Origin of the sequence: Paucidesulfovibrio gracilis DSM 16080 (assembly GCF_900167125.1) — a bacterium.
Classification (GTDB): Bacteria; Desulfobacterota; Desulfovibrionia; order Desulfovibrionales; family Desulfovibrionaceae; genus Paucidesulfovibrio; species Paucidesulfovibrio gracilis.
Window position 1 is genome coordinate 11,794 of sequence record NZ_FUYC01000019.1, and the last position, 19,545, is coordinate 31,338.

A 19,545-nucleotide genomic window follows, 5' to 3' on the forward strand; every position below is an offset into this window, starting at 1 on the left:
CTTGCGCAAGGAGAACCGCCTGTGGATCTTCGAGGTTGCTTGTACGTTCTGGCCGCCGCCTTTATGTGGGGGCTGATCGGACTCATCTCCCAATACATTTTTGCCGAAGGCATATCCCCGCTGGAAGCCGCATTCTGGCGGGCCGGTTTTGGTTGGGTGTTTTTTCTGATCCATGCCTTGCGTAACGGACAGGCCCGCATATCCCCCGTGGACACGCTCCCGTTGCTCTGCTTCGGTCTGGTCTGCATTTCCGTATTTTACGGATCATACCAAATGGCCATCAGCAAAAACGGGGTGGCCCTGGCCGCCGTCCTGCTCTATACCGCCCCCGCCTGGGTCGCTCTGCTTTCCCGTGCGGTCCTTGGTGAAGCCCTCACCCCGCTCAAGCTGGCCTGCGTCGTCATGACCGTGGCCGGCGTGGCCGCCATCAGCCTGGGACCGCAACTCACCGGGGGTGGCGCCGATCTTGATCTGGAACCGCTGGGACTCCTCATCGGACTGATCGCGGGCTTTACCTACGCCCTCTATTATATCTTCGGGAAAAAATATTTAACCAAATACGATACGCCAACCATCTTCGTCTACGCCATGCCTGTAGGCGCGCTGAGCCTGCTGCCCTTCGTCGAGTTCGCCCACAAGACGCCCACGGCCTGGATCCTGCTCCTGCTCCTGGCTGCCGTGACCTCCTATGGCGCATTCTCCGCCTACTATGCCGGACTCAAACGCCTGGAAGCCACGCGTGCGGCGGTGCTGGCCACTTTTGAACCCGTGGTGGCGGCGGTGCTGGCATACATCTTCTTTGGGGAACGCTTTGGTCTTTGGGGCTACGGCGGCAGCATTCTGATCCTTGCCGCGGTATTCCTGGTGGTGGTCGGCGGAATCCGCCGGGGATCCTCCTCCGCTCCAGCCCGGGCCATGATTTCGACGAAGCATGAGGAACGCAAATGAATTCGGAATTACGTCAGATCAAGGCTTCGGCAGGGTCGGGAAAAACCTTCATCCTGACTCGACAATTCCTGCATTTGCTACGGCAAGCCGCCCCGGAAACCGAAGGGTTTGTCTGCAAGCGCGGCGTTCCCTCGGGCCACTGCTGGCCGGAAATACTGGCCGCGACATTTACCAACAAAGCCGCCGCGGAAATGAAGGAGCGGGTTGTAAGCGCATTGAAGCGCACTGCCCTGCAATGCGACGGCGGACAAAGCGCGGACTGGCCCAAGGAACAGGCCCGGGAGATGTTGGAACGCATCCTGCGCCGTTATCAACGGCTGAACATCCGCACCATCGACAGCCTGCTAAACATGCTCCTGCGCATGTTCGCTCTGGATGCCGGCATTCCGCCCGACTTTGAACTGGCCTTTGAAGACGAAGAATTGTTCGCCTCGGTTTTGGAGCGTTTTCAGGCGGCCTGCACGGAAGAAAACTCCCCGGAACGCCTCCTTTTGGAACATGCGCTCGACATACTGCTCCGGGAAGAACAATCCGAAGGGTTCTGGGTGGCGGATAAAATCCGCAAACGCCTACGGGAAATCATGCTTCACCTGCGCCAGTCGGGCAATTCCCTTTGCACGAATCAGGACGAACTGTCCGAACTGCTGCGCCCCGCTCATAAATCCATGATCCAGGCGACCGTTGCCCTGGAAAAACGTCTTGTGGACAAAGGCATTCAAAGCGACAAAAGATTTTTAACATTTCTCGGCAAGTGCCGGGATACCGCCTTCCGGCAAGCGGCTCCACACACCTCGGCCTACGCCGCCAAGGAAGACCTCACGCCATGCGTCGTCAAAGCATCCCGCCCTCTTCTGGAACCGGAAGACGATATCCTGTATGCCCGATTCAAGGAAACACTGGCGCGATACGGACGAGAACAGGCCATCGTGTCCGGGGCCATCCATCTGGCTCCCTGCGTACTTTTGGCCTGGCAGCTTTCTGAAAAACTTTCTGACATCGAACGGGAACGAGGCCAGATTCTCGGACAGGGATTGTCGCGTCTGGTCCGCGACCAACTCGAACAGGGCGGCGGCGCCCCGGACGCCTTCTGCCGTCTGGGCGGCCGTCTGCACCACCTGCTCATTGATGAATTCCAGGACACCAGCCTCGACCAATGGGCCGCAGTCACCCCTCTTGCCGAGGAATGTCTGTCCAAGGGCGGCAGCCTCTTTTACGTTGGCGACGTCAAACAGGCCATCTACGGCTGGCGCGGCGGAGACGCGGAACTTTTCGATGAAATCCGGACCCGGCCGGAGCTGGACTCCGTAGCAGCAAAAAATCACACGGACCAACTGCCCCACAACTGGCGCAGCAGCGAACGGGTGGTGGCCTTCAATAATTTCTTTTTCACCCGGCTGGCCGATCCCGACCTCAACGCGGATTTGGCAAGCCAATGCTTAAGCAATAAAGCAACGGCAGATCAAACCGCAGAACTGGCACGCACGCTTTCTACAGAATTTCAGGACGCACACCAATCCATGCCGCCGGAACAAAAGGCCGCGCCCAAACCAGGTGGCTTTGTTCGGATCGAGCGTCTCCCTGGAAGCGACGACCGCACCGAAATGGAGCAGGAGGCTCTCGATGCCATGGCCCGATACCTGCTTGAAAACGTGCGCCCCCGAAGGCCATGGAGTGACATGGCCATCCTGGTCCGCTCCCATGATCACGCTGCCCTGGTTTGCGATCGGCTGGTCTCGGCCGGCGTCCCCGTCATCACGGAAAACAGTCTCCAATTGGACCGTCACCCGGTTGTACGCGAACTTGCGGCGCTGCTGCGTTTTTTGGAACATCCACACGATGATCTGGCCCTGGCGGAACTCCTGCTCGGGGGCAATCTTCTTGCCCCACCGCCGGGTTTGTCCCCCGAGCTAGGCACCACGGCCATGCATGACTGGCTTTCCGGCCTAGAGCGCGGTCCAGGACGGCTCCCTTTGTGGAAAGCAGTGCAGCGGGACCATTCCGCCTTGTGGGAATATGCCTTCCGTCCCTTTGCCAACAAAAGCGGTCTGCTCACTCCCTACGACCTGATTGCGGAAATGCTGACTTTTTTCCAAATCTCGGAACGCCACCCCGGAGCGGAACTGTATGTTCGCCGCTTTCAGGAGGTGGCCCACCGCGCTGCCGAACAGGGCATGGGCTCCCTGGCCACTTTTTTGGACTTTTGGGAAAAGAAAAGCGGTGAGGAAAAGGTTCCCCTGCCGGAAAACGTGGACGCCGTTCGCATCATGACGATCCATAAATCCAAAGGGCTGGAATTCCCCGTGGTCTTCACCCCCTTCCTGTTCTGGCCCTGGCCAACGTCCCCGGAACTCATCGAAGTGGAGTTACGCGGCCGCCGGGTTCTGACGCGGCTCAAAAGCGACCTGACCGAAGAATATCAAGCCAAAACACGGCGCGGAGTATTGGAAGACCTGCACCTGCTCTACGTAACCTGGACCAGGGCACGAGAGGAATTGTATGCTTGGTTTCCCCAAAAACGCCCCCGGCAGAAAAGCCCGGCAACCAAAGCTATCGACCTGGTCCTGGATCTGCCGGACACGGAACATGTCTTTTCCTACGGAGAGGCGCCCCTGCCCACAGACCAAACAGCACCTTCCGAAGCTGCGGCTATGGATGAATGCACACCAGGTGTCCCCGCCCGGCATGTGGATCCGCCCCATGATCAACCGCCCTCATGGCAGGCACGTTTACGCGTTTATCGACACATGGAGCAGGAAGTAGCCGACCTCACGGCCCGATTACGCGGCGATGTAGCGCACAAGGCCATGGAATGCATCCGACTCTCCCAGAATACGCTGGATGCCCCGACCCCGAACGCAATCCGGCTCGCCGCGGAACAAGCAACCCAAAACGCCATGCTGCACTTTCCCATTCTGGCCACGATCGACGAAGGGGAGCGGGAGGAGCTGCGCACCCAGGTAACGGACATGACGTTCTGGGCCTTGGATCACCACGAATTGCGTCCCGCCCTGGCTCTGGGGCGACATGAACCAGACATGGTGGGAATTGGAGACACCCCGGATTCCCCGGACCTCAAACGACCGGACCTGGTGTACTTCGGCCCCTCAAAAACCGTGATTCTTGAATTCAAGACCGGCGGGCGCGATGCCGCACATGCCCCCCAGCTGGGTGCCTATCAAGCCATGCTTGAACAATGGGATCCGGCCACGCCGATACGCGCACTGCTCGTTTATCTGGATCTGCATGCCGTGGATGCCGTCCCCGGTTCGACCAAATCAAGAGAGGCTCACTGACATGCCTTTGCCTTCACGCTCCATCCGTCTTGTAGACTGGCGGCAGGATTTCGTCCGTGCCCTGGGCCGCATGGCCGTGGAACGAGACCCGCGCTCCCTGGTCATAATTTTTCCCCACCAACGCCCGGCTCTCTATCTAAAACGTTTTTTCGCCACCGATCCCCGGGTACCCCGTCCCCGGCTCTTGCCGGAAATGCGCTCCTTTGAGGATATGGTCACGCACTTACGCCACGGCCTGGACCACACTCCACTAAAGCCCGCACGAAAACTGGATCTGGCTGCACTGCTTCACGAAATTGCCCTGCGCCTGCGACGCGATCATGGCGGTCTGCTCGGAGAGCTGCCTTTGGAGCAAGAACGCTTCCTGCCCTGGGGAATCCGTCTGGCTGCACTGCTGGAAGAAATGCTGCGGCAAGGCATCACCCCACAGGATATCCGCCACGTGGAGGGGGAAGTCATCGACTGGGCCGCGGCTCTGCTGGAACATCTTTCTCTGTTTCATACCGAATATCTAAAAGGGCTGGAACAACGCGACTGGACCACGCCCGGGCGGGATGCACACCTGGTCATGCAGCGACTGGATCAGGCTCTTGAGGCTCCCTCCCCCCTGGGATTGGGTGACAAGGATGTGGTCTGCGCGGGATTTTACGCGTTGTCCGGCGTGGAAGAAGCCATTTTCCACCGACTTTGGGAGCAAGGCAGGCTGGATGTTTTCTGGCATTCGGACCCGGCCCTGGCGCAAGGTGGAAAAACTCATTCCTCAATCTTTGAGCATCGGGCCTGGATGCGTCGATGGGGGGCTGAAGTGGAGCTGTTCGACGCCGCCCGCGCGCCACATTCAGAGCCGCAGATCACCTTTGTTGAGGGATTCGACCTGCATTCCCAGCTTGCAGCCCTCCGCAAGGAACTGGAACGGGATCCGGACGCGGCCGATACCGCCGTGGTGCTGCCCGATGAAGGGGCACTGCTTCCCGTGCTGCACCATCTGCCGGAAAATAAGGAAGTCAACGTCTCCATGGGCTATCCTCTGGAGCGCACCGCCCTGTTCCAGCTTATGGAATGCGTGCTGCGCTGCCGTGAAGGCCAGGATGAGCAAGGGCGCTATTATTGGCGGGATCTCCTGGAACTGGTACGCCATCCCTACCTGAAGATGCTGCGCGCGGAAGATGGGACTCCGCTCCGGGCCGTGCTCCTCTGGCTTGAAGGGACCGTTCGCTCCGGTGACCCCATGCAGTATCCGAGTCAATGGCTCCCTCCCTATGGTGAAGCTCTGCTTTCGGATCTCAACGGACAGCAGGCCGACCTCGCCGACAAGCTTCGACTGGAACTGCTGGATGTCTGCCTGGACGGATTCACAACGGTCGAAACCCTGGGTGACATGGCTCGCGCCATTCAACGACTGGCCGAAACCCTGCTTCAGGCCGGAAGCCATCTCTGGAAGGCCTACGTCACGGATGCCGAATACCTTGCTCGACTCCTCACCAGCGTCATCCCGCAACTCATGGACACGGCTCTGAGCCACGAGCCGCTCGGCTTCCGCACGCTGTCCGCACTGTTCCGCCAACTCTGCCGGGCAGAACGCGTCTCCTTCGAGGCGGAACCGCTCACCGGGCTTCAGGTCATGGGCGTGCTGGAAACCCGGTTGCTCCGTTTCCGACGACTTTTCGTACTGGACGCCGTGGAAGAAAGGCTCCCGGGAAACGCTCCCGTGGATCCGTTGCTTCCCGATCCTCTTCGTCCCCTTCTCGGCCTGCCGGACGCCAGAGAGCGAGACCATGTTTCGGCCTACAACTTTCATCGACTGGTCAAGGGTTCGGAACGCACCGTGCTTCTGTATCAAAGCGGTGTGCAACCTGGTGCGCTGGAAGGAAAAAGCGTTCGATCCCGCTACGTGGAACAACTCCTTTGGGAGGAAGAGCAGCGTCGCGGCGAACTGCTCGCCCCTGGTGACAAGCCGCCGCTCACGGCCGTCCGGTTTCGCTCCGACCCGGTCTGCCACGGCATCGCCACCATCCCCCGTTCCGCCTTCATACAGGAACGCCTGGAGCAACTCGTGGATGAAAAGGGACTCACGCCCTCCCAGCTGGACGGCTATCTGCGTTGCCCCAAACAATTTTACTATCGTTATCTCACCCCCCTGCGGTCCTTGCCACAAGTCGAGGAAGACGGGGACCGTGCCGAATTCGGCACCGTCATCCACGACACGCTGCGGGATTTCTTTCTCCCCTACCTAAATGATCAAGCCGGAGAAGTGGATCCTTCCACCTTACCTGCGGAAAAACTCGTGCAGACCTTTTCGGCCTCGTTGGAGCAGAGCGACTTTTATCCCCGCATGCCTCTGGACGCCCAACGCGCTTTACTTGAAGCAGGCGCACTCCGGTTGCGACAGTTTTTATCCAAACAGAAAAAAACTCGCATTCTGGAACTGGAACAAACGGTTCGAGGATGCATCGAACTGCCGAACCGCTTCATAGTACTCCATGGGAGACTCGACCGGGTGGACCGTCGAGACGAGGGAGTGCTTATCATGGATTACAAAACAGGCCTGGTTTCCCGGCCACGTCGGGGTTTTTGGGACCAAACCGCTCTATGGAAACGCATGGAGCAACCCAACCCCGAAGACCCGGCCCTGCTCACGGGGATCCGTGACGCGGTTCGGGGGTTGCAGTTGCCAGCCTATCTTCGGATGTACGCGGAAGACAGAAACGAGGTTCCTTGGAACGCGGCCTGGATCCGGCTTGCAAAAGACGGCGGAGAGTACACGCTTTTCGACAAAATGCCCCCGGAAGAATGCGTGGAGCGAATCCAAACCCAATGCGCCACACTCCTTGAGGCTGTGGCCGTCCATTTGCTCAATGCCCCGGTATTCTCTCCGCAGGAAGGGATGCATTGTGACTTTTGTGATTTTCGCGGTCCCTGCGGCAAATGACCCGCATGTCTATCCCCCTGCAACCAACCCGCTTCAAAGGTATGCTCAATGAAAGACCGCATCCATACTGATGAACAGGCTGAAATCGTCATCCTGGGCGCCGGCATTATAGGCCTGACATTGGCCAGAGAACTGGTCCGGCAGGGCGCCCCCGATATTCTGATCGTGGAAAAAGAGCCGGAGCAAGGGCTACATGCTTCCGGCCGCAATTCCGGCGTTCTCCACGCAGGCATTTACTATACGCCAGGATCAACCCGCGCCGAACTTTGCCGCCGGGGCAACCAGGCCATGCGGGAATACTGCGAAGAACATCGCCTGCCTCTGCGGGCCGCCGGAAAGGTCATCGTGGCCCGAGATGAAAAAGAACGCCCCGCACTTCGGGAATTATACCAACGGGCCAGACAAAACGGAGCCGACGTAGAACGCATCGACGCCCGGCAATTGGCCACGCTTGAACCCAACGCCCGTACGGTGGAGGAAGCGCTCTGGTCTCCTCAAACCGCCCAGGTAGACCCGGGGGCCGTATTGCGCCGCCTGATTCAGGAACTCAACGATACCGGCAAAGTTCGGTTTCTCTTTGGAACCGGATTCATCTCCGCGCTCGGTCCCCGTGCCATGGCCACCACCAGAGGCCGGGTGGGATTTCAGACCCTGATCAACGCGGCCGGAGCCTTCAGCGACCGAGTGGCGCGTCACTACGGGGGAGCAGAACATTATCAGCTTATCCCCTTCAAAGGGTTATACAAAAAGGTTATTCCAGAGCAAGCCGATCTGGTCAACGGCAACATCTATCCCGTGCCAGACATCCGAAATCCATTTTTGGGCGTCCACCTGACGCGATCCGTGCACGGCGAGGCCTATGTCGGTCCCACCGCCATACCCGCCTTTGGACGGGAAAATTATGGACTCTTCAAAGGGCTGGACAAAGAGGCCACGTCCATCTTATATCGTGATGCGGTTCTACTTTTTAAAAATTCAAAATTCCGCTCCGTAGCTCTCCGTGAGCCGAAAAAATATTTCGCCTCGGCCTTTTACCACGATGCACGCCGATTGGTCCACAAACTCCGCCCCGAATGGCTCAAGGATACCCCAAAGGTGGGAATCCGCCCACAATTAGTGGACCTACGCACCAATGAAATGGTAATGGATTTTCGCGTAGAGCAGAAAGGCTCCTGCCTGCATGTACTCAACGCTATTTCCCCGGCGTTCACCTGCTCCATTCCCTTTGCGGAAATGGTGGTTAAAAAATTTCTTGCCTGATCCACCGGCAAGCGGGTATGCCCTCACCCCGGGAGCAATACAATCTTTCGAGCACTCTTACCTGGAGTAACACAATGACCCTTCCAAGCCTTCACATCGGCGACCTTGTGGCCCGCCTGCCCATCGTACAGGGCGGCATGGGCGTGGGTATCTCCCTTTCGGGACTCGCCTCCGCCGTGGCCAATGAGGGCGGCGTGGGCGTGATCGCCACCCCCATGATCGGAATGTACGAACCCGACCGCGCCTCCAATCCGGAAGAGGCCGATCTGCGTGCCTTAAAAACTGAAATTCGCAAGGCGCGCTCACTTTCCAACGGCATCATCGGGGTGAACATTATGTGCGCCCTGACCAACTTTGCCGAGCTGGTCCGTACTTCCGTGCGCGAAGGCATCGACGTCATTTTCGCCGGTGCCGGGCTGCCCTTGGATCTGCCTGCGCACTTGCCCGAAGACCAACGCGAAAATACGCACACCAAACTTGTTCCCATCGTTTCCTCGGGACGCGCCGCCAAGCTCATTTGTAAAAAATGGCTCAAACGCTTTGACCGTCTGCCCGATGCCTTTGTGGTAGAAGGGCCGAAAGCAGGCGGACACCTCGGCTTTAAGCCCGAGCAGATCGATGATCCGAACTTTGCCTTGGAAAAAATTCTGCCTCAAACCATCGAGGCCGTGCATGAATTCGAAATGCAGGCACGCCGCCCCATTCCAGTGATCGCGGCGGGCGGAGTTTACTCCGGCGCAGACATTGTTCGATTCATGGACATGGGAGCCGCAGGCGTACAGATGGGCACCCGCTTCGTGGCCACCGAAGAATGCGACGCGGATATTGAATTCAAAAAGGCTTTTGTCAACGCCAAAAAAGAAGACCTGCGCGTGATCCAAAGCCCTGTTGGATTGCCCGGTCGGGCCGTGGGCAACGTCTTCCTGGACAAGGTTAAGAACGGCTTGCTCAAGCCCCACAAATGCCCCTACAAATGCCTGGCTTCCTGCCCGCAGGAAGATGGACCATACTGCATCGCCAAGGCACTGATGAATGCTAAACGAGGTCTGCTCAAGCACGGTTTCGCCTTTGCCGGTGCCAACGCCTACCTCGTGGAAAAAATCGTAACCGTACGGGATCTTTTCTGCTCACTCAAAGAAGAAGCTGCCCGCAGCAGAGCCGAGGCCGCGGCACGGCGCTACATCGAAAGCGCTCGGCAATACATGGATCTGGTCACGGACAGCGCGGCCCGCTATCGACTTGAAGCCAAACAATACTTGGAGCAGATGCAGGCCCAGGCCAACCGGGGCAAAGAGTGCGCCCGGCAATACCTGGATCAGATGCACGAGGAAGCAACCCGACGCAGGGAAAATGCCCGAGAATACCTGGAACAAATGCAGGAGAAGGTTAGCAGCACCTTGCAGGAATACCTGCCGGAAGGCCGCCGGACCGACCCGGGGGAAGCGTAGCCACGCTATTGCAAATCCTATCCATCAAAAGAACGGCCCGCTGTGAGCAGCGGGCCGTTCTTTCATTAGGCTGTTCCAAAACAAGGGACCGTCAGGCAGAGACGACATTCAAAACCAACACCTATTCCTCATTGGTAACCAGCTGAACGTCCACATCGCCACTACAGACCGCCGCCCCGGATCGGCCCACTACGCCTCAAACCGTCGAACCGAATTGATGGTCACCGGCTCAACAGGGACATCGGCATGGTAGCCAACATTCTTGGTGCGTACTTTTTTAATCTTTTCAACGACATCAAGCCCGTCCACAACTTTGCCGAACACGCAGTACCCCCAGCCGTCCGGCGTCTCGCCCTTGAAATCCAAAAACGCGTTGTCCTTCACGTTGATGAAAAACTGGCTGGACGCGGAATGCGGATCCTGTGTCCGGGCCATGGCCAGAGTACCCAACTCGTTTTTCAAACCGTTAGCGGCTTCGTTCTTGATGGGAGCTCGGGTGTCCTTGGGCTTCATCATCACGGTCATGCCGCCGCCCTGAATCATGAATCCGTTGATGACGCGATGGAAAATCAGGCCATCGTAAAACTCATCATCCACATACTGTAAAAAGTTGGCCACGGTCTCCGGGGCTTTGTCCTCATACAGTTCAATAAGCATGTCCCCCATGGAGGTTTCCATCAGTACCGTGGGATTCGCCATGTTATTCTCCTTCACTATCCGTTGATTCCTGGTCGAGTTCATCATGGCCGGGCCATGACGGGTCATTACCGCTGGTTGGCTCCCGCTGTTGCAAGGATCCGTCCCCGGAAAGCGGGTGCGCCCGGTCATATACCCCCATGACGTGCCGCAAGTCCAGGCTCGTGTAGCGCTGCGTCGTGGAGATTCGTTCATGTCCGAGCAATTCCTGCACATCACGCAGATCCGCACCGGCCTGCAGCAAATGGCTGGCAAAACTCCCCCGCAAGGTATGCGGGTGCACGCTTTCCGGCAATCCAGCATCCCGCGCCAACCGAGCCACAATCCGATGGGCCTGGCGGCGGTGCAGTCGCCCGCCACGATCCCCCAAAAACAATGCCGGCTCCATGGGATCCACCAGCAATTCATGTCGATGCCGAATCCAGGCCCGAAGCCGCTTCGCGGAAGTGGCTCCAATGGGAACCAGTCGCTGCTTGCTCCCCTTGCCGTGCACGCGGATGACCCCTGCACCGGGGTCCACTTCATCGACATCCAGAGCCAAGGCCTCGCTCACGCGCAACCCCGCGCCATACAGCAATTCCACCAAGGCATGGTCCCGCAGGCCGGACGCATCCGGCGGTGTAGGCGCTTCCATTACGGATTTGGTTTGGTCCACATTAAGCGCTCGGGGAGTGCGGCGTTCCTGTTTTGGGTTGCCCATGCCGCTGGTCGGGTCGTTATCCAGCAGACCCCGCATGTCCAGGTATCGAAAAAAAGCTCGAATCGAAGACAGCTTGCGTGACACCGTGCTTTTTTTCACGCCCCGGAGGTGCAGCCGGGCAAGCAGGCCGCGCACATGGTCCCGCTCCACGTCACCATGGCGGGACAGGCTCAACTCCAGCGTCTGAAGGAATCCTTCAAACTCCCGTAAATCCGTAGCATATGCCCGCAATGTTGCGGGAGAATAGCCCCGCTCGGAATCCAACCAGGCCAAAAATGCACGGACCAGTTCCGGCGGATCGTTTCCAGGATCGCTATTCTTTGCGTTGATCAATGACATAACAACTTTTCTCGTCGCTCTTGGCCTTTTTTTTCAGAGCAGCGGCAATGGAGGCAGCCTCGCCCGCATGCCGAAGTTTGCCGCCCCGATTCATGACGACGGCAATGGAAACCGCCATAAACGGAAACTTCTGCACATTGCCGCGCCGATCCGTGGAAACAATGCCGCCCGTTTTTCGATCTTCCTGGTCATAAAACCCGCGCACCAGGGAATCAAATGTCGCGATCACACGACGGCAGATATCCTCGGCCCGAAATTCCGCCACGATGAAAACAAAATCGTCCCCCCCGACATGCCCAACGAACGAAAGCTCCCGTTTGTCGCGTACCATGTCACGTACCGTGTTCACGATCAGCCTGGCGGTCATCATGAGCACCTCGTCGCCCCTGGAAAATCCATACTTGTCATTAAAGGACTTGAAGTGATCCAAATCAACGTAGCCCAAGGCGAATCGTTCCCCACGATCCACCAAGTCCTGCGTGCGTTGCAGGATGCTCGTGTTGCCCGGCAATTTGGAAAGCGGGTTGGCGTCCAGGGCGCGTAACGCGCGCAGGAGGGTCAGATTGATGCGATCACGCGCTTCGGCAGGAAAAAAGGGACGGAACAAAAAGTCATCCACTTCCACGTCATTCCAATCCCAAGGATACTCCATATCCTCATGGTCCAGGCAAAGGATAACGGGAAGTTGCCGGTAAACATTTTCTCCCTTGACCAGGTTCGCCAATTGCGCGCCGGTCATGTCCGGGAGTCGCTGGTCCGTCAGCAACAGGTCTGGAGGATTGCCGAACAATTGTTCCAAGGCCTCGGATGCCCTGGAAAACAGAGAAAATTCCATGCACCCTGGCCACCAAAGCCCCTCAAGCAGAGACAACAACTCCGCATCCGGCGTAACCAGATAAACCCGTTGCGGATGATTGAAATAGCAAGGCGATACGCGCGCATCCATAACACGCCCCCGCCGCGGCAGCCCTTGGTGACCACGGCATTGTTTCGGTCCCGCGACCGAATTTCTCATAGTTCGTCAGAATGAAAGATCCGCGACGTCCAGATAACTTTCGCCAAGTTCATCCATGATGCGTTCCAGGTCCGCCATCCGCAACCCCAAGACGTTCACGGCCTTGGGCGACAGATAGGAAATTTGATCATCCCCGGAATTGCCGAATTCAAAAGCCCTGGCCAAAAAATCGCCCACATGCACGGCGGCCGTGATTTCAGGATAGTGCTGAGCCGTTTCCGGACGATGATGCCGGGCCATGGCTTCACGCAAATTGGCGGGCAGCCGCCAATAGCGCCCCAACCAGGCATTGATGCGATCATGGCCGAACCCCATCACGTCGCGCTCCGCCTGATAATAGGACACGTCTTTGAGCCGCACGGTTTCTGCAATCCGTTCGGTCAGCTCCGGCAATTGGACAATAGCCACCACTTTCCCCAAATCATGCAGCAATCCGGCCACGGCGAATTCTTCCGCCTCTTCGATCCCGGCGTGGCGGGCAATAATACCGCACGCCGTGGCGCAACCAAGACTGTGTTGCCACAGTCCCCGCATGGCCGCCTGCATGATATCGAAAACCGACGTGGAAATGATGATTCCGCGAATGACGTTGAAACCCAACAAAACCAAAGCGTGCTGGATGGAACTGATCCGGCCGGGGAAACCGTACACCGGAGAATTGACCATCTTAAGCACCTTGGCGGAAAGCACCTGATCACGAGAAATGGCCTTGGCGATCTGCTCCGTGGAAGAATCCGGATCCTGCACCAGCTGGGTCACCTCGTCCAGGACACCCGGCAACGTCGGCAAATCCTTGACGGCCAGTACCTGCCCCTTGACCAGGGTATTGAGATCCTCGGACATGGGTTACTCCGCATCCTTTTCGGACCGTTGCTCATCCTGCGGTTCGACCGCTTCTTCCTCGACCTCGGCTGCCTCGGCTGCGGCTTGGGCTGCGGCCTTCAACCGAAAATAATTGGTCAAAAATGCCTTTACCTTGCGCATCCATTGATCGTCCGCATACCCACGAAACAAGTGGTCAAGACGTGACAGACGCTGATCAAAAGCCGAAGCGCCGCCGCCTTCCAGCTGCACGGGATTTCCCTTGACCACCACCCGTGAGATCTTCATCCCCTGCAAACGATCAATCAGGGCATCCGTCAGTTCCACCCCTTCACCCACGATGGTGATACCGTTCTCCCGGCTAACGGGCTGCGCCAGGGTCATGCCCGAACGGGCCAGTTCTAGTGGAATTTTCTGCATCTGGTCGAACCTCTTGATCGTTTCCTCAGGATAGGCCATCCCTTGAAGCGGGGCAATGCCTTTTCCGCTCCGGCAGGAAACAAATTACAATTTGTCAAACCAAATCAACGTTCCCATGATTACGAATCCCAAGGCCGCGACTTTCTTGATCAGATTCTGGGGAACGTATTGACAAATGAGCTGCGCAAACATGACGCCCAGCAAACTTACCAACACCAACGCCAGCGAAGCCCCAAAAAAAACAGCCCAGGGCTTTTCCGAACGAGCAGCCATGAGTACGCAGGCTAGTTGGGTCTTATCGCCGAGTTCCGCCAGGAAAAGCGTTCCAAAGGCGGTGAAAAAGAGCTTCCAATCCATGCGCTGTTCTCCTGTTGTCTTTATGTCGAACGGCAGGAGAACATGCCACGAAGCCGTGGGAATGGCAAAGAGTCTTGATTTCAATTCCTCGTCAACATATCATGAAAAACATTGCTCAAAGCCAAGGGGAAACCATGTCTTCCACATTGCGCCCATTCTTGACCTGGCTGGTACTGCTTTCCTTGTTTGCCTGCCCTGCCGGGGCCGGAGCCAAAACCTCCACCAGCGCGACGCTGCTCGATCACGGCATCCTTGCCTCGGGCGACGGGCTGGCAGGAAAACGTATCAACATTGTGCGGCGCACCACCCGCATCCCCGGACGACAAGGCATGGCCTTCGGCATTCTTTTTCGTCTGGAAGCCGATTCCACGGTTCCGGTATCCTACCACACGGTGATCAGCTTTCGACCTGCACGCGGCGTGGTCACCGGACAGCCCAACCTGCGCCTCAGCCGTACGCACCGCGCCAGCCCCGGTGAAACCGTCGGCCTCTGGCACCGGCTGGATGCTGAACAGGCCAAACTGGCCGGTCAATGGATTCTTCGCGTTTCCTGCCAGGGACGTCGCTTGTTGGAGCAAAGCTTTTTTGTTTTTCCCGAATAATACGGAGTCGCCATGTCACTGCCCAAAGTCGTCATTACTCGCCCCCTGCCCGAAGCAGGACTGTCCCAACTTCGTGAGCAAGTCCAGCTTGTTGAAAACAAGAAAGACCGCCCCATGCAGCGAACCGAACTTCTGGAGGCTGTGCAGGACGCCCACGGCGTCATCGGCCTGCTGACGGACCGCATTGATGCGGAGTTTTTTGACGCAGCACCCAAGCTTGTGGGGTATGCCAACTACGCGGTCGGATATGACAACATCGACGTGACCGAGGCCACGCGTCGGGGCATTCCTGTAAGCAACACCCCGGATGTGCTCACCCGCGCCACTGCCGAGCTGGCCTGGGGGTTGCTGTTCGCCGTGGCCCGCCGAATCGTGGAAACCGACGGAGTGATGCGCTCCGGCCACTGGCCCGGATGGGGACCAATGCAGTATATGGGAATGGACGTTTCCGGCCGGACCTTGGGGATTGTCGGAGCCGGACGCATTGGCACGGCTATGGCTCTGATGTCCAGAGGCTTTGATATGCCCGTGCTGTATCTCGAATCCCCTTCAGGAAGACGCAACCAGATATTGGAATCAAAAGTAAATGCCCAATGTGTTTCCTGGGAGGAACTACTGCAACGCTCGGATTTCGTGAGCGTGCATTGCCCGCTCACCCCGGCAACACGCCACCTTTTCGACCGAAGAGCCTTCCGAAAAATGAAAAACTCCGCCATTTTGATCAATACGGCCCGCGGCCCGGTGATCAAAGAGGATGACCTTGTCGCGGCCCTGCGGGAAGGAGACATTGCCGGAGCCGGGCTGGATGTCTACGAAAAGGAACCCGTCATGGCCGATGGATTGGCCGCGCTCCAGCAAGCCGTACTGCTGCCTCACGTCGGTTCGGCCACACACACCACCCGGGAAGCCATGGCCGAATTGGCGGCCCGGAATCTGTTGGCCATGCTCCATGGGACGGTTCCGCCCACGTGTCTGAATCCCGAGGTGCTCGCGTAACCACGCTCCTGCCAGAGGGAGATACATCCGGAAAACGCTGGAAAGGGCGAAGACAACGTTCGCTTAACGGGCAACGCGGGAATATCGCATTCCTGGCCACTGACGGACATGGCCGGAAAGCTCCATGAGCAAAAGAGCCTGACTCACCCGGGCACTTTCCCAGCCCAGAAGGCGGGTCAACTCATCGATATGACAGCGCCCCTCCCCCAAAGCCTGCCAAAGGGCATGGGCATCCGGTTCAGTGCTCGGATCCGGAGGGATCACGCCTGCCGGAGCCACATCAACAGCCCCCGGCCGTGCTGGTTCGCGGGTACCCGCAGTGTGTTCGGCGCATAAAGGCACGCAGGGCGAAGCCGTCACATCAGCACTTCCCCCCTCCGTGCCACCGGGCATGGTTTTACTGGCCGGCGCACCGGACGGCACTCCCGCCAGCTCATCCTGAAACTGAAACCGCAATTCACGAAGCACGTCCTCCGCGGAGTCTGCGAGCATGGCCCCGTCGCGAATCAAAGAGTGACACCCTGTAAACGCAGCCTGTCCCGCCGGTCCGGGCAGGGCAAACACTTCCCGCCCCTGCTCCGCGGCTAAACGTGCCGTAATCAGGCTCCCGCTGCGTTTGGCGGCCTCGGCAACCACCACGGCCATGGATAATCCGCTGATGATTCGATTGCGATACGGAAAATTGTTGGCATCCGGGCGAATGCCAGGTGCGAATTCGCTGACGACACACCCCCGCTGTTCCAACGCCGCACGCAGGTCATCGTTGCCTTTGGGATAATGCACATCCAGCCCGCAGCCGAGCACAGCCACGGATGACCCCACACCGGCCAACCCGCCCAAATGGGCTTCACGGTCAACTCCCAAAGCCAATCCGGAAACAATACTCAATCCCATACGGGACAGCTCCGCGCTGATTCGCGCTGCCGCGTCCAGACCGTGACGCGTGCATTTTCGCGCCCCCACAACGCCGATACACGGTCCCGCCAACAAAGACGCATCGCCGGAAACGTAGAGCAGAGCCGGTGGGTCCGGAATTTCTCGCAATCGTTGAGGGAACAAGGGGTCATGCCAGGAAAGGGCACACATGCCCCGCGATCGGGCCGCACGGTATTCCGCTTCAGCTTCCTCACGCCAGGCCTCACGGCGAACAGCCTCCACCTGGTCACGTCGGGCCAGCCGCCGCTCTCGCCAGTGCGCCACATCGCGTAGCGCGACATAGGCACTGTCATAGGCGTTCAGGACCGTTTTCCAGGTACGCGGTCCCAACCCCGGCGTATGTCGCAGAGCCAAACAGGCGAAGAATTCCTTATTCCAATCCATAATCAACACAGCAACAGGAGCCTGCAACAAACGCCATACATGCACAGCCGTCGTTGGACAGGAGGAAATAAAGGAATCGGGACCAAAGAGGCACCGAACCGTTGTGCGGCTGTCATGAATTGCCCAAGCGCAAAGCCCAAATGTGTAAAAGCATGGGGCCAGAGCAAAAAACTACTCCGGAATTTCACGCAGAAGGCGTTCCGCCATTTTGGCAGGCGAGGATCCAGGATGGTCCTCCACCAAAGTCCGCAAATAAAACAACGCGTTATCCTTGTCGCCTACATTTCGATAGGACATGCCGATCTTGAGAAGGGCGGCCTGGGCCTTGTGATGTTGAGGATACTTGGTCACAACGTCTTTGAAGGCCAAAATGGCCTGCGGATACTGCTTGTTGCCGTACCAGCTTTCCCCGATCCAATACATGGCGTTAGGGACCAGGGAATGGCCCGGATGCTCCTTGAGAAAAGACTCCAACACCTGACGCCCCTGCTGGAGGCGTCCTGAACGAACAAGATTCAATCCTTTATTGTATTGGGAGGAATGAGAGGGCGGCGTCGAAGTCTTGGGCTGGGGTTTTCTGGCATGGGCCTCCAGAGCCGGGCCAGGCACCTGAGCCCAAGGCTTTTCCTCACCGCTTTCCGGTCCGGCTTGCACGGGCGCGGGGAGCGGTTCGGCCATTTCAGGCTCCGAGACTTGCGGCGCTCCTGGCGCCATCCCTGCCGGGGAGGACATCGCCTGCTGAGAGTCCGCCGTTGCCCCCGGTTCAAAAGGATTTTGCGCCATCCCTTCCGCCGGACGTTCCACCGGTGACTCTGCGGGCAACTCCTCACCCGGTCCCAAAATCTCGCTGACCCGGTGCTCCAGGCGGTCAAGACGATTCATGATTTCCCGGTCGGCACGGCGTTCCTCTTCAGCGGCACGACGCTGCTCCTCCTGGAAATCCAAAAAACTCTCTTCCAACGTCTGGAGCCGCCACTCCCGACTGGCATCCGCAGTAGTGCTCATATTCGCGGCACACCCCGCCGACAGCAACACGGTTCCCAACAACAGCGGCAGCAAAATCCGATTCATTACTCTCTCCGGCGGACTCTTTGTATTCACTTCATTTTCTGTAGGCCAAAGCACTGGTTTTGGCAAGGAAGGACGTTCCAGACTTGCTTTTCAGGCATTGAAATGACATGCTTCCCGCGCCTGTTCAGCTTGGTGGTACCTTTTTTTGTCGGCATTCGGCAATCCACCGTCAAGCCTCTTCCATCCTTTAAGAATGGACCTTTTTTTCAAAGAGGCACAGTATTATTTTGGATCCCGTCAGGAGGCGCTCACCGACCAGGCTTGGCCCGCTGACCGCCCTGCCCGCTCCAAGCGGCCCGCAGATTGAAATGGAGACCCTGTAATGAATTCTGCCAACCTACTCCCTCTTTTTTCACAGCTCGCGGCTCCGGCTTTTTTCGATATGCTCGCTGCAGCCGGACTGGGCGCTCTTGTTCCCGCCATTGTCATGGAAATCATTTCCCTGACGTCGGGAAAAGTCATGCCCTTTAAATTCGCTCAACAAACGGCTTCCCTGTTTGTGGCGTTCATGGCCACGGCCACCATCGCCTTCCTGGGCGGCGTCATCATCCTGGGACGCTCCCTGCCCTGGCTGCACACATGGCTCCTTTCCACCCAATCCCCGGCCCTCCCGATGCTCATCGCCTGGGGGACGGCCCTGCTTTTCGGAACCGTGTACGCCTTTACCTTTCCTGCACTGCGAAACCGCAAATTCGTCCATATTCTTATCGGGTTGCCGGGAATGCTGGCCGCCTTGAGCACCTTTCCGCTGACCATTGCCGCGGCCCCGGACCTGCTGCACGCACTGGCGGCTGGCCAGGAACCTCCCCTTCATCCCCTGGTCATACCCGGCCCGGCTTCACTGATCTGGCCTTTTGCGGTGCAGTTCCTGCTCCTGGGCGTGGCCCTTGCCGGCGGTCTAGGTATGATCTTCATTCTCTACCGCCGCAAGCGGGACGATTGGGGCAGAGACTATTACAACTACGCACTCCCGGCCGCCGCACGCTGGGCCGCTCCCTTTATGCTTCTCCAACAGGGAGGCATGGCCTGGTTGCTGGCTGGCATCAGCCCCGCTGACCGCGACTTGCTGCTGCACTCGACCTTTGGCCCGGTGCTCGGAGCAGGTGCGCTTCTGGCCGTCATTTGCTGCATCCTCTGGATCTGCGTTTGGCGCAGCCGGACCCCCATGCGGTTAAAAGGTTTGGTCATCGCTGGCGGATTGCTCTGTTGGGCCGCTCATCTTTGCGCGGTGACCATGGCGTTTGTACTCCTGCCCGCCGCTTGATCCCTTCACCATATTCTTTCCATAAAAAGAACCGCCCCGGCTGACACCCAGGGCGGTTCTTTTTC

At 58.2% G+C, this 19,545-nt stretch carries 15 protein-coding genes and 1 pseudogene; 8 read left to right on the plus strand and 8 right to left on the minus strand.

Annotated features, from left to right (window positions below):
- The first annotated feature begins 21 nt into the window (after window positions 1-21).
- The 5 genes and pseudogenes from B5D49_RS12655 to B5D49_RS12675 form a co-directional block, all read left to right on the plus strand.
- Window positions 22-948, plus strand: coding sequence for a DMT family transporter (locus B5D49_RS12655; protein WP_078718076.1), 927 nt, complete (start codon window positions 22-24; stop codon window positions 946-948).
- The gene (locus tag B5D49_RS12660; protein ID WP_078718077.1) at window positions 945-4,241 is read left to right on the plus strand and encodes a UvrD-helicase domain-containing protein; all 3,297 of its coding nucleotides are present in this window, start codon (window positions 945-947) and stop codon (window positions 4,239-4,241) included. Before B5D49_RS12655 ends, B5D49_RS12660 begins: the two co-directional genes overlap by 4 nt.
- Before the next feature lies 1 nt (window position 4,242).
- Window positions 4,243-7,170, plus strand: coding sequence for a PD-(D/E)XK nuclease family protein (locus tag B5D49_RS12665; RefSeq protein ID WP_159447235.1), 2,928 nt, complete (start codon window positions 4,243-4,245; stop codon window positions 7,168-7,170).
- A 48-nt stretch (window positions 7,171-7,218) separates the two neighbouring features.
- The gene (lhgO, locus tag B5D49_RS12670) at window positions 7,219-8,430 is read left to right on the plus strand and encodes an L-2-hydroxyglutarate oxidase (RefSeq protein WP_078718079.1); all 1,212 of its coding nucleotides are present in this window, start codon (window positions 7,219-7,221) and stop codon (window positions 8,428-8,430) included.
- Between the two features lie 74 nt (window positions 8,431-8,504).
- Window positions 8,505-9,590, plus strand: a pseudogene (locus B5D49_RS12675) (NAD(P)H-dependent flavin oxidoreductase); the annotation flags it as partial.
- A gap of 477 nt (window positions 9,591-10,067) precedes the next feature.
- On the opposite strand, the gene B5D49_RS12680 reads toward B5D49_RS12675, so the two are convergent.
- The 6 genes from B5D49_RS12680 to B5D49_RS12705 all read right to left on the minus strand — a co-directional run bounded on the left by B5D49_RS12680 (window position 10,068) and on the right by B5D49_RS12705 (window position 14,227).
- On the minus strand, window positions 10,068-10,577 hold the full coding sequence (locus B5D49_RS12680; protein ID WP_078718081.1) for a peptidylprolyl isomerase: 510 nt from the start codon (window positions 10,575-10,577) through the stop codon (window positions 10,068-10,070).
- Window position 10,578: 1 nt separating this feature from the next.
- Complete coding sequence (locus B5D49_RS12685) at window positions 10,579-11,613, minus strand: tyrosine recombinase XerC (protein WP_078718082.1); 1,035 nt, start codon at window positions 11,611-11,613, stop codon at window positions 10,579-10,581.
- Window positions 11,588-12,448, minus strand: a complete 861-nt coding sequence (locus tag B5D49_RS12690; RefSeq protein ID WP_327083022.1) for a GGDEF domain-containing response regulator — start codon at window positions 12,446-12,448, stop codon at window positions 11,588-11,590. Before B5D49_RS12690 ends, B5D49_RS12685 begins: the two co-directional genes overlap by 26 nt.
- Window positions 12,449-12,634: 186 nt before the next feature.
- The gene (locus tag B5D49_RS12695) at window positions 12,635-13,471 is read right to left on the minus strand and encodes an HDOD domain-containing protein (RefSeq protein WP_078718084.1); all 837 of its coding nucleotides are present in this window, start codon (window positions 13,469-13,471) and stop codon (window positions 12,635-12,637) included.
- A 3-nt stretch (window positions 13,472-13,474) separates the two neighbouring features.
- Entirely contained in the window at window positions 13,475-13,870 is a 396-nt protein-coding gene (locus B5D49_RS12700) for a hypothetical protein (RefSeq protein WP_078718100.1), read from the minus strand.
- A gap of 84 nt (window positions 13,871-13,954) precedes the next feature.
- A complete protein-coding gene (locus B5D49_RS12705) occupies window positions 13,955-14,227 on the minus strand; it encodes a TMEM165/GDT1 family protein (protein ID WP_078718085.1) in 273 nt (90 codons plus the stop codon).
- A gap of 134 nt (window positions 14,228-14,361) precedes the next feature.
- On the opposite strand from B5D49_RS12705, the gene B5D49_RS12710 reads away from it, so the two are divergent.
- Window positions 14,362-14,829 (plus strand): hypothetical protein, encoded by a 468-nt coding sequence (locus B5D49_RS12710; RefSeq protein WP_144019485.1) that lies wholly within the window; start codon window positions 14,362-14,364, stop codon window positions 14,827-14,829.
- A 12-nt stretch (window positions 14,830-14,841) separates the two neighbouring features.
- On the plus strand, window positions 14,842-15,825 hold the full coding sequence (locus B5D49_RS12715; RefSeq protein WP_078718087.1) for a 2-hydroxyacid dehydrogenase: 984 nt from the start codon (window positions 14,842-14,844) through the stop codon (window positions 15,823-15,825).
- A gap of 63 nt (window positions 15,826-15,888) precedes the next feature.
- Here B5D49_RS12715 and dprA read toward each other — a convergent pair whose 3' ends face one another.
- Complete coding sequence (gene dprA / locus B5D49_RS12720) at window positions 15,889-17,145, minus strand: DNA-processing protein DprA (RefSeq protein ID WP_078718088.1); 1,257 nt, start codon at window positions 17,143-17,145, stop codon at window positions 15,889-15,891.
- A 171-nt stretch (window positions 17,146-17,316) separates the two neighbouring features.
- Window positions 17,317-18,216 carry a tol-pal system protein YbgF gene (gene ybgF, locus B5D49_RS12725; protein WP_078718090.1) on the minus strand — a complete coding sequence of 300 codons (900 nt, stop codon included), beginning with the start codon at window positions 18,214-18,216 and terminating at the stop codon, window positions 17,317-17,319.
- A gap of 322 nt (window positions 18,217-18,538) precedes the next feature.
- On the opposite strand from ybgF, the gene B5D49_RS12730 reads away from it, so the two are divergent.
- Entirely contained in the window at window positions 18,539-19,480 is a 942-nt protein-coding gene (locus B5D49_RS12730; protein ID WP_078718091.1) for a hypothetical protein, read from the plus strand.
- Window positions 19,481-19,545: the final 65 nt, after the last annotated feature.

Coding starts and splice junctions, on each gene's coding strand:
- B5D49_RS12665 (WP_159447235.1), top strand. CDS start 4,243: ATGCCTTTGCCTTCACGCTCCATCCGTCTTGTAGACTGGCGGCAGGAT.
- lhgO (WP_078718079.1), top strand. CDS start 7,219: ATGAAAGACCGCATCCATACTGATGAACAGGCTGAAATCGTCATCCTG.
- B5D49_RS12710 (WP_144019485.1), top strand. CDS start 14,362: ATGTCTTCCACATTGCGCCCATTCTTGACCTGGCTGGTACTGCTTTCC.
- B5D49_RS12690 (WP_327083022.1), bottom strand. CDS start 12,448: ATGGAATTTTCTCTGTTTTCCAGGGCATCCGAGGCCTTGGAACAATTG.
- B5D49_RS12695 (WP_078718084.1), bottom strand. CDS start 13,471: ATGTCCGAGGATCTCAATACCCTGGTCAAGGGGCAGGTACTGGCCGTC.
- B5D49_RS12680 (WP_078718081.1), bottom strand. CDS start 10,577: ATGGCGAATCCCACGGTACTGATGGAAACCTCCATGGGGGACATGCTT.
- B5D49_RS12730 (WP_078718091.1), top strand. CDS start 18,539: ATGAATTCTGCCAACCTACTCCCTCTTTTTTCACAGCTCGCGGCTCCG.
- B5D49_RS12660 (WP_078718077.1), top strand. CDS start 945: ATGAATTCGGAATTACGTCAGATCAAGGCTTCGGCAGGGTCGGGAAAA.
- B5D49_RS12715 (WP_078718087.1), top strand. CDS start 14,842: ATGTCACTGCCCAAAGTCGTCATTACTCGCCCCCTGCCCGAAGCAGGA.
- B5D49_RS12685 (WP_078718082.1), bottom strand. CDS start 11,613: ATGTCATTGATCAACGCAAAGAATAGCGATCCTGGAAACGATCCGCCG.
- dprA (WP_078718088.1), bottom strand. CDS start 17,145: ATGGATTGGAATAAGGAATTCTTCGCCTGTTTGGCTCTGCGACATACG.
- B5D49_RS12705 (WP_078718085.1), bottom strand. CDS start 14,227: ATGGATTGGAAGCTCTTTTTCACCGCCTTTGGAACGCTTTTCCTGGCG.
- ybgF (WP_078718090.1), bottom strand. CDS start 18,216: ATGAATCGGATTTTGCTGCCGCTGTTGTTGGGAACCGTGTTGCTGTCG.
- B5D49_RS12700 (WP_078718100.1), bottom strand. CDS start 13,870: ATGCAGAAAATTCCACTAGAACTGGCCCGTTCGGGCATGACCCTGGCG.